A 12,816-nucleotide genomic window follows, 5' to 3' on the forward strand; every position below is an offset into this window, starting at 1 on the left:
AATACGTTTTTATCAATGGATATGAAAAAACGAGTAACAATATTTTTTATATAAGAAATTACTCCTATCTTTGTGTTTTTTAAACGAACGTTTAAAAAACACTATTTATTGCCTATAAAACAATATTAAATGAGTGATAGTCTGTTGTATAAGCTTCGTAGCGGTAAACCATCAAAAGCATTCTTTTTTCTGAAAGGGTATCTGAAGCGGTGTATACCTGATTGTTTTTTCAGTATGCGGAGAAAGAGCTGTTTGGAGCAAGTAGAAATGCGGCCTGATAAGGATTACATTTATGAACGGGTGAACTATTACAATAAGTTGCAGCATCCGGTAATACTGCCGGAACAGGTTTTGCACGAACATAAACATAGTCATTATGTATATTTGGATAAGATAAAAAACTTTCGTCCTTCTACTTTTCACAAAGCATATTATTTCGATTTGCAGGATGTTGCCCGTTGGTTCAATCAGAATCTGCGTATAAGTTATATCCCCGGCGACGTATATTTTACCCCTGAATATCCCTCGATAGTGAAAAGCCGGTTATTAAAAGATGATAACGCTTATTCCGTGGTACTGAAGCTGGACAAACTGCGCCATTTTATTTTCCTAAATGACCCTGTGCCCTTCTCGGAAAAACGTAATCAGGCCGTCTTTCGTGGCAAAATCCGCCTTAGCCGTATTCGCGAAAGATTCCTTCGGATGTATTTTGGCTCTGCCATTTGCGACTGCGGCGTTGTAGGTAAGAATGAAGGCTATCCGGAAGAATGGATGACTCCTAAAAAGACAATCCGCGAGCACCTTGATTATAAATTCATTATGGCCTTGGAGGGAAATGATGTAGCCTCTAATCTGAAATGGGTAATGTCCTCCAATTCTATTGCCGTGATGACTCGCCCCACTTGCGAAACCTGGTTTATGGAAGGAAAATTGATTCCCGACTACCATTACATAGAAATAAAGGACGACCTGTCCGATTTGGAACAGAAACTGACTTATTATATCAATCATCCTGCGGAAGCAGAGCAGATTGTCCGGCATGCACACGAGTATGTAGCCCAGTTCTTCGATACGGAGCGTGAACGGTTGATTTCGTTGCTTGTGATGAATAAGTATTTTCAAATGACGGGTCAAAATAACAATAAATAAAAACCTTTTATGATTCATATAGCTTGCAATATTGATGCTAATTTTACGCAACATTGTGCTGTTATGTTAGTTTCCTTGTTCGAAAATAATAAAACTGCTGATATTTGCGTACATATTGTAGCTCCGAATTTGCCGGAGAAGGCTCAGGATATATTGAAGTCTTTGGCTGCTTCTTACGACAATGAAGTCCATTTCTATTTTCCTTCGCCGGAGTTGTTGGCTAACTTCTCTATCAAGAAGTTCGGCAAACGTATTTCCATGGCTACTTATTATCGTTGTATGTTTTCTGCAATTCTGCCTGCAACGGTAGATAAGGTATTGTATCTGGATTGTGATATTGTCATTTTGGGAGACATCTCGGATTTTTGGAATACAGACCTTACAGGTTATGCAGTAGGGTGTGTAGAAGATATAGGATACGATGATATGGAACGTTACGATACTTTAAAGTACGACCCTAAATATTCTTATTTTAATGCAGGCGTGTTATTGATTAACCTGAAATATTGGAGAGAACATAAAGTAGACGAGCAATGTATCCAGTATTTCTTGGCCTACCCTGAAAGAATCCGTTATAACGACCAGGACCTGTTAAATGCCCTTTTGCACGAGCATAAGCTATTTGTATCTCTAAGGTGGAATATGCAGGATGCCTTCTATCGGTATGGTATGGAAAAGAAAATAGAACATTGGCCGACGTTAAAGCAAGATTTGCAGAATCCGGTTATACTGCATTATACCAATAAGAAACCTTGGAATTATGATAGTATGCATCCGTTACGGAAAGAATATTATACGTATTTAGATATGACACCCTGGAAAGGCAAGCGTCCTTTGTTGTCTTTGAAGAATTGTTTTTTGCGGTTTGTCAAGTTACTTCCGTATGTATTGAAATTGCGTAAGCCTAAGTATATGAAATTATAATTTGAAGAAATGAGTAATTTTCCGATACGGCAATCTAAGACCAAACGTTTTTTTAAACGTATAGAGAGATTTATTGTTTCCTGCAAACAATATGTAATCGTACACCATTTATTATCTCATGGCGGTAAGAAAGTTATCGCTGAATACGAACATTCTTCGTTGGAAAATTGTGAGAGGATTACCGAAACGTCTCCTATCTGGATTTGTTGGTGGCAAGGTGAGGAAACTATGCCGGACATTGTGAAAGCTTGTTACAAGTCTGTCTTGGCACATGCCGATAATCATCCGGTTATACTGATAACCGAAAATGATTATCGGGAATATGTTACTTTACCGGATTGTATTTTGCAGAAATGGAAAGCGGGAAAAATAACTTTAACCCACTTATCCGATATATTACGTATGCTATTGCTGAAAGCCTATGGAGGAATTTGGATGGATAGTACGGTATTGCTCCCCTCTAAGAATATCGGTGAGTTTATCGACCCTTCTAAAATATTCTGGAGCTGTCATCATTTGCCTATTTATTATAATATCTCAAGAGGCGGGTGGACCGGTTTCTTTTTGGCATGCGGCAAAGGAAATCTATTGCCGGCATTCATTTCAGATATGTTTTTGACATATTGGCAAAGTCATAACAAGTTGATAGAATATCTATTAATCGATTACACTTTTGCTATAGCCCGCGCCAATGTGCCGGCTATACATCAGATGATTGAAGAAGTACCGATAACGGTTATGGGGCCTCTTGGCAAGTGTTTGAATCAAGAATACACAGAAAAACGGTGGAATGAGTTCTGCTCTGATTACGATTTCCATAAATTAACCTACAAGATACCATTATCTCTCACAACTCCGGAAGGAAAAAAGACCTTCTACGGACATATTATTGAAACTTATTTAAGGTGAAATAGCTTTAATACATATATGACCTATATTATACATGCTGATTATCAGCCCCTGAATTATATTATTTCAGGAATTAATAGTTCCCAAATAAAAGAAATTTGTTTAAAAGATGTCGGAGATACATTGTTCTTACGTTGTGCCCGCGGTTTTTTTCGGCGAGTAGGGTTGTTTTGGTTTTTTCGCAGTCTGTATATCAAAGGTGAATCATTGAAACAAATCTCTCTTATTGAAGAAAATACGAGAGTCATTATTATTGATAACAGGCATCTTGTAGACTTACGTATTATCGATAAAATATTGCCTTCTTCTGTGGAACGGAATCTTTTCTATTGGACTCCGATTTGCCAACTTTTTCATCGGTATACTCCTGAGAAGCGAAGTAAATATATGAAAGCAATCAGTAAAATGTACCGGATAAGTAGTTTTAATGCGGACGATGCAAATATTTATCCTGAGATTACGGTAAAGCCGCCCTTTTTCAGGTTTCCCAATGAAAGCGAATCAGCCTCTGATATAAAGCAAGGATTGTACTTTATCGGTTATGAAAAAAATCGTTTGAATGTTCTATTGAAGTACAAGGCTTCATTTGAAAAGTTGGGGTTGCAGTGCTCCTTTCTGATATTCAAAAGGAAAGCAAAGGGCATATCTTATCTTGAAAATATACGGAATGTAAGCCATTGCAGTTGTGTTGTCGATATAACCGCAGGACAAGCAGGTATCTCCTTAAGACCTTTAGAAGCTTTATTCTTTGATAAGAAACTAATAACGAACAACAAAAGTATCAAAGAATACTCTTTCTATCATCCCAGTAATATCTTTGTACTGGAAGAAGATAATTTGAATGACTTACCGGCATTTGTTAATGCTCCGGTGTCTGTAATAAGTAAGAATATAAAAGAGGAGTTTGATATAAATACTTGGATACTTAACTATTAGTACGGTTAACCTCTTTTTCCCACAATCCCAGTGCCGCCGCCACCGTATCATCCATATCCGCATAGGTATATTGTGCCAGCCTGCCACCGAATAACACCTTCTCCTGCTGCTGTGCCAGCTCCTGATAACGATTGAAAATCCGGGTATTTTTCTCGTCGTTTACCGGGTAGTAAGGTTCTTTCCCCTGTTCGAAATCATCGGGATACTCGTAAGTGATGACGGTAGAAGGTTGCTTGCCGAACTCGAAGTGCTTGTGCTCGATGACACGGGTATAAGGAGTCTCGCGGTCGGTATAGTTTACAACAGCATTGCCTTGGAAATCTTCCACGTCCGCCAGATGCCTGTGCTCGAACCGTAGGCTGCGATACTCCAGATGTCCGCATGTATAATCGAAATATTCGTCTATACAACCGGTGTAGAGCACCTTTTCTGCCAAAGGCTCCAATTCCTTGCGATACTCTGTATAATCGATTCCGGTACGGACCTCGATACCTTCCAGTAAAGCGCCGATTAAACGGTTATAACCTCCTATGGGAATACCCTGGAACGAATCGTTGAAGTAATTGTTGTCGAAGATAAAGCGGAACGGAATGCGCTTGATGATAAATGCCGGCAGTTCCGTTGCCGGGCGTCCCCATTGTTTCTCCGTATATCCCTTTATCAGTTGCCGGTAAATATCTTCCCCGCAGAGTTTCAATGCCTGTTCTTCCAGGTTTTGCGGGTCGGTTATATGCTCGTACTTCCGACACTGCTCCTGTATCTTCGCTTTGGCTTCCGCCGGAGTACGCACTCCCCACAACTGGTAGAAAGTATTCATATTGAAAGGCAGGTTGTATAACTTTCCTTTGTAGTTGGCAATCGGAGAATTGGTGTACCTGTTGAACTCTACAAGACGGTTCACATACTCCCATACCTCCTTATTGTCGGTATGAAAAATATGAGCACCGTATTTATGTACATTGATACCGCTTATCTCCTCGCAGTAGATGTTGCCGCCGGTGTGAGGGCGCTTTTCTATCACAAGGCATCTTTTACCGGCTTTATGAGCTTCGTGGGCAAATACAGCTCCGAACAGGCCGCTGCCCACAATCAGGTAATCGTATGGTTTCATTTCTTCTTTAGAGTTGGTTTTGTTATTATTTGTAAGCGACTATACTTCTCTATAAACGCTATAAATCTTCTTTCTTCATCTGTTGTTTTTCAAGATAGTGTTCTCTTGCTATGGAGATAACCCGTTTCAGCTTTTCGGAAAGCACCTTCTTATCGGGAAGTTTGGTATATTTCTCTGTCGGCCGAATGGCTGAATTCCCGATAACCTGCTTACCGTATTCTGCACGACGGTTATACAACGCATCAAACTATCATTTGCCATAGGCAATATTTGCAATTCGGACTACAAAGCTACACAATTATTGCCAAGATAACGAAAAAACTGCCATTATCGTGTTGGGTTTGATAAAAATATCTGTTCCGCATTTTATTCTCCCCTTGGTTTGTGCTATCTTTGTCCCCAATACACAATGTAATGAATTAACTGCTGACCGAATGAAAGAATTCCTCCGACTCCTGCGGCGTTTTGTTCCGCCCTACAAGAAATATCTGATATGGGCCTTATTCCTGAACTTGCTATCGGCAATCCTGAATATATTCTCCTTCGCCCTGATTATCCCTATCCTTCAGATACTTTTCAAAATGGATACCAAGACCTACGAGTTTATCCCTTGGAATACCGTGGGAGTGGGACTGGAAGATATAGTGGTCAATAACTTCTATTACTACGTTACCGAGCTGATAGCCTCGCAAGGTGGTTCGTTGACCCTGCTGATTCTGGGCATATTCCTGGCGGGGATGACCCTGCTGAAAGCCTTCTCCTATTTCGCTTCTTCGGCGGTGATGATTCCACTCCGTACGGGCGTGGTACGCGATATCCGCGCACAGGTCTATAATAAAGTGCTGCACTTGCCGCTGAGCTTCTTCTCCGAAGAACGGAAAGGTGATATTATTGCCCGCATGAGCGGTGACGTTACCGAGGTGGAAACATCCGTAACCAGCTCGCTGGATATGCTGATAAAGAACCCGATACTGATTATAGCCTATTTCGGCACGCTGATAGCTATCAGTTGGCAACTCACGCTGTTCACGTTGCTGGTACTCCCGGGCATGGGCTGGGTAATGGGTACGGTGGGCAAGAAGCTGAAAAGGCAGTCGCTGGAAGCACAGGCAAAGTGGAGCGACACCATGTCCCAACTGGAAGAAACCCTGGGCGGATTGCGCATCATCAAAGCCTTTATTGCCGAGAGCAAGATGCTGGAACGCTTCAACAAGTGCAGCAACGAGTACCGCGACGCTATCAACCGGGTAGCCACCCGCCAGGCATTGGCACATCCCATGAGCGAGTTCCTGGGCACATGCGTCATCGTTATCGTGCTATGGTTCGGCGGTACGCTGATTCTCAGCAACAGCGCCACTATCGACGCCCCCTCGTTTATCTACTACCTGGTGATACTGTACAGTGTTATCAACCCGCTGAAAGAATTTTCCAAGGCCGGATACAACATACCCAAAGGACTTGCCTCCATGGAACGTATCGACAAGATACTCTTTGCAGAAAACCCTATCAAGGAGCCTGCCCGGCCGAAACCACTCTCCTCGCTGAATGACAAGGTAGAATTCAAGGACATCAGTTTCAGCTACGACGGTTCGCGCCAGGTGCTGAAACATATCAACCTGACCGTACCCAAAGGCAAGACTATCGCACTGGTAGGGCAGTCCGGTTCCGGCAAATCGACGCTGGTAGACCTGCTGCCCCGCTATCACGACGTACAGTCGGGCGAGATACGGATAGACGGATTGAACATTAAGGATATGCGCATCTCGGACCTGCGCGGCCTGATAGGAAACGTCAACCAGGAAGCTATCCTTTTCAATGACACTTTCTTCAATAACATAGCCTTCGGTGTGGAGAACGCCACCATGGAGCAGGTTATCGAAGCCGCCAAGATAGCCAACGCCCACGATTTCATCATGGATACCGAGAAAGGCTACGACACCAATATCGGCGACCGCGGCGGCAAGCTCTCCGGCGGACAACGCCAGCGCATCAGCATTGCCCGCGCCATTCTTAAGAACCCGCCCATACTGATTCTGGACGAGGCCACCTCCGCGCTCGATACGGAGTCGGAACGCCTGGTGCAGGAAGCTTTGGAACGGCTGATGAAAACCCGCACCACTATCGCCATTGCACACCGTCTTTCCACTATCAAGAATGCGGATGAAATCTGCGTGCTCTACGAGGGAGAAATCGTGGAGCGGGGCAAGCACGAGGAACTGCTCGCCAAAGACGGTTACTATAAGAAACTGAATGATATGCAGTCTTTGGCATAAGGACGGACAACCGTTTTTTTGCGTTTTTCTCGTCACTCGTCACTTTTTGGAATAAAGCATTGGAAATAAGTATTTTACCGAGTGACGACAACCGGTATGAGCAGTGATGACCGGATGTTGGTCGTCACTCTGTATTCTGTATCTTCTTGAATAAAGCCGCTTATTATTGAAGCTCTAAATAGAATTAATTGCCCGTATAAATTGCATAACCTACCGGATTACATAAATCCCGCATGAAGCCGGCCCCGTCGTATTGTCCCGGATTAGGTTGACTGATTGCCACAGCCTACGCTTCGCTTTCCGGAAACACGCTGCGTATTCCTTGCCGCTCTTGTGTAAAACCTCTTTTCGCATAGGCGGAAATGCCGTTATCCTTCTGCTTAAATCCCGTTTTCCAGTTGTGGGCTCTCCGGTTGCCAACTGTGTGCCGTGCGGTTTGCAGTTGCGGGCCCGACAGCCCGCAACTGCGGGACGAAGTTTTACATGCTGTACCGGTCTGTTTTAGTAAGGGTATAACCGTATTATCCCGTTGGAGAAGCGGGATTTTTTAGTGGGGGCAGAAGCGTTTCCACCCGTTTATTTCCTCCCGAAGTCTGCGGGTATTTCTCCCCATTGCCGGGTTTCCCATTTAAGGATAGGGGTGGAGTAGGTGTTCTCGCGCAGCCATTTCTCGGCGCGTTCTATCAGTTGGAAGAGTGTTTCGGTCTTGGAATCGCGCGGTAGCTTGGTTTTGCACTTCTTCTGCTTCACCCAGCCGATAGCGTTGACGCTGTCGCTGTAGATAGGCATGTCGTAACCTTTCTGTTTCAGCAGGGCGAGGCCGTGTACAATGGCGAGGAACTCGCCGATATTGTTGGTTCCGTACACGGGGCCGAAATGGAAAATCTGCTGCCGGCTGGCAACGTGCACCCCCCGGTATTCCATTGCGCCGGGGTTTCCGCTGCATGCGGCATCTACGGCAAGGCTGTTTTCGAGTACGGCAGGCGGAAGGGTATCTGTCTTTTGAGGCTGTCCGGGTTGCCCGCCGCCTGCGGGGGTGGTGCGCTTGATGTAGTCGTACGGAGAAGCGGCAAAGGCTTTCTCTGCTTCCTCGCGAGTGTCGAACGACTTGAATTTCGCTCCTTCGTAACCTTTGGTTTGTAACTGGCAGTCTGTCCAGGAGGTATAAATGCCCGGAGTGCCGCCTGCCCATACTACATAGAATTTCTCTTTCTTCATAACTCGGGCAAAGGTACGAATATATTTCGCAAATCAGAACAACTTATCCCTTCCGCTTGTTATCTTAAGAAGATAATAACGATAATGAAAAGAAAATATATGAAAAGAACATTCGCAGAAGCGCTGGAACACCGGCGCAGCTATTATTCCATAGGCAGCGACTCTCCCGTCCTGGACGAGGAGGTGGTGCATATCGTACGTACAGCGGTAAAGTATGTGCCGTCGGCTTTCAACTCGCAGTCCACGAGAATCGTGCTCTTGCTGGGCGATGAACATAAGAAACTGTGGGATATCGTAAAGAGTACTTTGAAACAGCGTATCCCGTCCGAAGCCTTCGTGAAGACGGAGGCCAAGATTGACGGCTGTTTTGCTTGCGGGCACGGTACTGTACTCTATTTCGAGGATACGGACGCTGTGAAGAAGTTGCAGGATGCCTTCCCCTCTTACAGCGGGAACTTCCCCACCTGGTCGCAACACACCTCGGCCATGCACCAGCTCGCCATTTGGACGATGCTCGAGGATGCCGGATTGGGGGCTTCGCTGCAACATTACAACCCGCTGATTGACGATGAAGTACGCCGTACCTGGAAGTTGCCCGAAAGCTGGATGCTGATAGCCGAGATGCCCTTCGGCACACCGCTTGCCGAACCGGGAGAAAAGGAGTTCCGGGAGCTGAGCGAGCGGATTAAGATTTTCCGCTGAGTGTGGAATAGCTTCGTTATGCGGTTACTTGTCTTTGCTCTGAAAGCGAAAATAAGCTGTACTTCGGCATAAAAAAAGAACAAGTTCGTTTTATTCTGCTTTCAGTTTGCATTATCTTTGCTCTAAAAGCGAAGATAAGCTGCGCCTCGGCATAAAAAATGAACAAGTTCATTTTATTCTGCTCTCGGTTTGCATTATCTTTGTGCCCAAACGGTAAGCAACTATGATACGTATCTTTTTAACCGGCTACATGGGAGCCGGTAAGACGACTTTGGGAAAGGCTTTTGCCCGCGAATTGGATGTACCCTTCATCGACCTGGACTGGTACATCGAAGAACGTTTTCACAAATCTATCCGTGAACTGTTCACCGAGCGGGGGGAAGCCTCTTTCCGTGAGTTGGAGCGGAACATGCTGCACGAGGTGTCCGAGTTCGAGGATGTGGTTATCTCGACCGGCGGCGGCACTCCTTGTTTCTTCGACAATATGGATTATATGAACGGGCACGGGCAGACCGTTTTTCTCGACGTACATCCCGATATACTGTTCGACCGCCTGCGGGTGGCCACCCGGCAGCGCCCTATCTTGCAAGGCAAGACGGACGACGAGCTGCGCTCCTTTATCGTGGAGGCGCTGGCGAAGCGTGCGCCTTTCTACTCGCAGGCGCGTTACCGTTTCGATGCCGGAAGCTTGGAGAGCAGGAGCCAGATAGCTGCGTCCGTGCAGCAACTACGTACTCTCCTGGACGTTTAATCTCTTGTAAATGTGTGTTTTTCGCCCGAAAAGGCAGGATGTTCCGGATTTATCATTATTTTTGCATTCCTTAATTAAGGTAATACCTCCGGTTGGATATAGTAATTTGTAAATAGTCAAATAGTAAATGTACTGATGAGAAAATGGCGTATTGAAGATTCGGAAGAGCTGTACAACATCACTGGTTGGGGCACTTCGTACTTTGGTATCAATGACAAGGGTCATGTAGTAGTAACACCGCGCAAAGACGGGGTGGGCGTCGATTTGAAGGAGCTGGTGGACGAGTTGCAGTTGCGCGACGTAACGGCTCCCATGCTGGTGCGCTTCCCCGATATCCTCGACAACCGGATTGAGAAGATTTCCTGCTGTTTCAGGCAGGCGGCGGAGGAGTATGGCTACAAGGCGGAGAACTTTATTATCTATCCTATTAAAGTGAATCAGATGCGCCCCGTGGTAGAGGAAATTATCAGCCACGGCAAGAAGTTCAACCTCGGGTTGGAGGCGGGTTCCAAGCCGGAGCTGCATGCAGTGATTGCTATCAATATGGACTCCGATTCGTTGATTATCTGCAACGGCTATAAGGACGAGAGCTACATAGAGCTTGCTTTGCTGGCGCAGAAAATGGGCAAACGCATCTTCCTCGTGGTAGAAAAACTGAACGAGCTGAAACTGATTGCCAAAATGGCGAAGCAATTGAACGTGAAGCCCAATATCGGCATTCGTATCAAGCTGGCTTCATCGGGAAGCGGCAAGTGGGAGGACTCCGGCGGCGATGCCAGCAAATTCGGCCTGTCGTCCAGCGAACTGCTCGAAGCACTCGACTTTATGGCGGATAAGGGTATGCAGGATTGTCTGAAATTGATACATTTCCATATCGGCAGCCAGGTAACGAAAATCCGCCGTATCAAGACGGCCTTGCGCGAGGCGTCGCAGTTCTATGTGCAGTTGCATGCCATGGGGTTCAATGTGGAATTCGTGGACATCGGCGGCGGTCTGGGCGTGGACTACGACGGAACGCGTTCCTCCAATAGCGAGGGCAGTGTAAACTATTCCATTCAGGAATATGTGAACGACTCCATATCTACTTTGGTGGATGCCAGCGATAAGAACGGCATTCCCCACCCCAATATAATAACGGAGAGCGGACGTGCCCTGACGGCACATCACTCGGTACTTATCTTCGAGGTGCTGGAAACGACCAACCTGCCCGAGTGGGACGATGACGAAGAGGTGACCGAGAACGACCACGAGCTGTTGCAGGAACTTTACGGCATTTGGGACACCCTGAACCAGAACAGGATGTTGGAGGCCTGGCATGATGCGCAGCAGATACGCGAGGAGGCGCTCGACTTGTTCAGCCACGGTATCGTGGACTTGCAGACCCGTGCCAAGATAGAGCGTTTGTACTGGTCTATCATGCGCGAGGTAAATCAGATTGCCAGCGGGCTGAAGCATGCGCCCGACGAATTCCGCGGGCTTCCCAAGCTGTTGGCGGATAAATACTTCTGTAACTTTTCGCTTTTCCAGTCTTTGCCGGACTCCTGGGCGATAGACCAGATATTCCCCATTATGCCTATCCAGCGCCTGGAGGAAAAACCAGACCGGACGGCTACGTTGCAGGATATTACCTGCGACTCGGACGGCAAAATAGCCAATTTCATTTCTACGAAGAATGTGTCGCATTACCTGCCGGTGCACTCTTTGAAGAGCAAAGAGCCGTATTATGTGGGGGTGTTCCTGGTGGGCGCCTATCAGGAAATTCTCGGCGATATGCACAACCTGTTCGGTGATACGAACGCCGTACACGTGTCTGTAAGCGATAAGGGTTATACCGTGGAGCAGGTTATCGACGGCGAAACGGTGGCGGAGGTACTGGATTATGTGCAGTACAGTCCGAAGAAGCTGGTGCGCACCTTGGAGACGTGGGTTACCCAGTCTGTAAAGGAAGGGCGTATATCGCTGGAAGAGGGAAAGGAATTTTTGTCTAACTATCGTTCCGGCTTGTACGGATATACGTATTTGGAATAATGAGAGAGAAACTGACGGTGATTAAGGTGGGTGGCAAGATTGTGGAAGAAGAGGCTGCCCTCTGTAAGTTGCTGGACGACTTTGCTGCTATCGGCGGCTATAAGGTGCTGGTGCACGGCGGCGGACGTTCGGCAACGAAGATTGCAGCCCGGTTGGGTATCGAGAGCAAAATGGTGAACGGACGCCGCATTACCGATGCCGAGACTTTGAAGGTGGTGACAATGGTGTATGGCGGGCTGGTAAACAAGAATATCGTTGCCGGCTTACAGGCGCGGGGCGTGAATGCGCTGGGGTTGACGGGGGCGGATATGGATGTGATTCGCTCCGTGAAGCGCCCGGTAAAGGAGGTGGACTACGGTTTTGTAGGCGATGTGAAGCAGGTGAACGGAGATTTCCTGGGCGGGCTTATCCGCCGGGGTGTCGTTCCGGTAATGGCTCCGCTGACGCACGACGGCGAGGGGCATATGCTGAATACGAATGCCGACACGATTGCCGGCGAAACCGCCAAGGCGTTGTCCGGCCAGTTCGACGTGACACTGGTGTATTGCTTTGAAAAGAAAGGTGTGCTGCGCGACGAGAACGATGACGACAGCGTCATTCCCCGGATTACCCGGGAGGAGTTTGAACGGTATGTTGCCGAAGGAGTAATCCAGGGCGGTATGATTCCCAAGTTGGAGAATTCTTTCGAGGCATTGGATGCCGGGGTATCAGAGGTCGTAATTACTTTAGCTTCAGCTATTAACAGTAACGGTGGAACCCGTATCATAAAATAATCCGAAAAAAAGTGGCGGTAGGCTGTAACTTCCGGCCTGCTG

Annotated in this window: 11 protein-coding genes; 9 read left to right on the forward strand and 2 right to left on the reverse strand. The window is 46.6% G+C overall.

Going from position 1 to position 12,816, the window contains the following annotated elements; all coding sequences use genetic code 11:
- Positions 1-129 precede the first annotated feature (129 nt).
- Genes C233_RS0106570 through C233_RS0106585 form a run of 4 tightly spaced genes read left to right on the forward strand, consistent with a single transcriptional unit; the run spans position 130 to position 3,918 of the window.
- The gene (locus C233_RS0106570; RefSeq protein WP_025068554.1) at positions 130-1,149 is read left to right on the forward strand and encodes a glycosyl transferase family 90; all 1,020 of its coding nucleotides are present in this window, start codon (positions 130-132) and stop codon (positions 1,147-1,149) included.
- 9 nt (positions 1,150-1,158) lie between these two features.
- Positions 1,159-2,073 (forward strand): glycosyltransferase family 8 protein, encoded by a 915-nt coding sequence (locus tag C233_RS0106575; protein ID WP_025068555.1) that lies wholly within the window; start codon positions 1,159-1,161, stop codon positions 2,071-2,073.
- A 9-nt stretch (positions 2,074-2,082) separates the two neighbouring features.
- Positions 2,083-2,982 (forward strand): capsular polysaccharide synthesis protein, encoded by a 900-nt coding sequence (locus C233_RS0106580; protein ID WP_018666800.1) that lies wholly within the window; start codon positions 2,083-2,085, stop codon positions 2,980-2,982.
- A gap of 18 nt (positions 2,983-3,000) precedes the next feature.
- Positions 3,001-3,918, forward strand: a complete 918-nt coding sequence (locus C233_RS0106585) for a WaaS/CpsH family glycosyltransferase (RefSeq protein ID WP_018666801.1) — start codon at positions 3,001-3,003, stop codon at positions 3,916-3,918.
- Here C233_RS0106585 and glf read toward each other — a convergent pair.
- Complete coding sequence (gene glf, locus C233_RS0106590) at positions 3,908-5,029, reverse strand: UDP-galactopyranose mutase (RefSeq protein ID WP_018666802.1); 1,122 nt, start codon at positions 5,027-5,029, stop codon at positions 3,908-3,910. The genes C233_RS0106585 and glf overlap by 11 nt on opposite strands.
- Before the next feature lie 434 nt (positions 5,030-5,463).
- Between glf and C233_RS0106600 the strand changes: the two genes are divergently transcribed.
- Complete coding sequence (locus C233_RS0106600; protein ID WP_018666804.1) at positions 5,464-7,302, forward strand: ABC transporter ATP-binding protein; 1,839 nt, start codon at positions 5,464-5,466, stop codon at positions 7,300-7,302.
- Positions 7,303-7,878: 576 nt separating this feature from the next.
- Here C233_RS0106600 and C233_RS0106605 read toward each other — a convergent pair.
- Positions 7,879-8,520 carry a ribonuclease H1 domain-containing protein gene (locus tag C233_RS0106605; protein ID WP_018666805.1) on the reverse strand — a complete coding sequence of 214 codons (642 nt, stop codon included), beginning with the start codon at positions 8,518-8,520 and terminating at the stop codon, positions 7,879-7,881.
- Between the two features lie 99 nt (positions 8,521-8,619).
- Here C233_RS0106605 and C233_RS0106610 point away from each other — a divergent pair, with 99 nt between their 5' ends.
- The 4 genes from C233_RS0106610 to argB all read left to right on the forward strand — a co-directional run bounded on the left by C233_RS0106610 (position 8,620) and on the right by argB (position 12,774).
- Positions 8,620-9,222, forward strand: a complete 603-nt coding sequence (locus tag C233_RS0106610; protein ID WP_018666806.1) for a nitroreductase family protein — start codon at positions 8,620-8,622, stop codon at positions 9,220-9,222.
- Positions 9,223-9,445: 223 nt separating this feature from the next.
- Positions 9,446-9,973 (forward strand): shikimate kinase, encoded by a 528-nt coding sequence (locus C233_RS0106615; protein WP_018666807.1) that lies wholly within the window; start codon positions 9,446-9,448, stop codon positions 9,971-9,973.
- A 135-nt stretch (positions 9,974-10,108) separates the two neighbouring features.
- Positions 10,109-12,001, forward strand: a complete 1,893-nt coding sequence (gene speA, locus C233_RS0106620; protein WP_018666808.1) for a biosynthetic arginine decarboxylase — start codon at positions 10,109-10,111, stop codon at positions 11,999-12,001.
- A complete protein-coding gene (gene argB / locus C233_RS0106625; RefSeq protein WP_018666809.1) occupies positions 12,001-12,774 on the forward strand; it encodes an acetylglutamate kinase in 774 nt (257 codons plus the stop codon). Before speA ends, argB begins: the two co-directional genes overlap by 1 nt.
- Positions 12,775-12,816: the final 42 nt, after the last annotated feature.

The organism is Bacteroides gallinarum DSM 18171 = JCM 13658 (genome assembly GCF_000374365.1).
Classification (GTDB): Bacteria; Bacteroidota; Bacteroidia; order Bacteroidales; family Bacteroidaceae; genus Bacteroides; species Bacteroides gallinarum.

Coding starts and splice junctions, on each gene's coding strand:
- C233_RS0106570 (WP_025068554.1), top strand. CDS start 130: ATGAGTGATAGTCTGTTGTATAAGCTTCGTAGCGGTAAACCATCAAAA.
- C233_RS0106575 (WP_025068555.1), top strand. CDS start 1,159: ATGATTCATATAGCTTGCAATATTGATGCTAATTTTACGCAACATTGT.
- C233_RS0106580 (WP_018666800.1), top strand. CDS start 2,083: ATGAGTAATTTTCCGATACGGCAATCTAAGACCAAACGTTTTTTTAAA.
- C233_RS0106585 (WP_018666801.1), top strand. CDS start 3,001: ATGACCTATATTATACATGCTGATTATCAGCCCCTGAATTATATTATT.
- glf (WP_018666802.1), bottom strand. CDS start 5,029: ATGAAACCATACGATTACCTGATTGTGGGCAGCGGCCTGTTCGGAGCT.
- C233_RS0106600 (WP_018666804.1), top strand. CDS start 5,464: ATGAAAGAATTCCTCCGACTCCTGCGGCGTTTTGTTCCGCCCTACAAG.
- C233_RS0106605 (WP_018666805.1), bottom strand. CDS start 8,520: ATGAAGAAAGAGAAATTCTATGTAGTATGGGCAGGCGGCACTCCGGGC.
- C233_RS0106610 (WP_018666806.1), top strand. CDS start 8,620: ATGAAAAGAACATTCGCAGAAGCGCTGGAACACCGGCGCAGCTATTAT.
- C233_RS0106615 (WP_018666807.1), top strand. CDS start 9,446: ATGATACGTATCTTTTTAACCGGCTACATGGGAGCCGGTAAGACGACT.
- speA (WP_018666808.1), top strand. CDS start 10,109: ATGAGAAAATGGCGTATTGAAGATTCGGAAGAGCTGTACAACATCACT.
- argB (WP_018666809.1), top strand. CDS start 12,001: ATGAGAGAGAAACTGACGGTGATTAAGGTGGGTGGCAAGATTGTGGAA.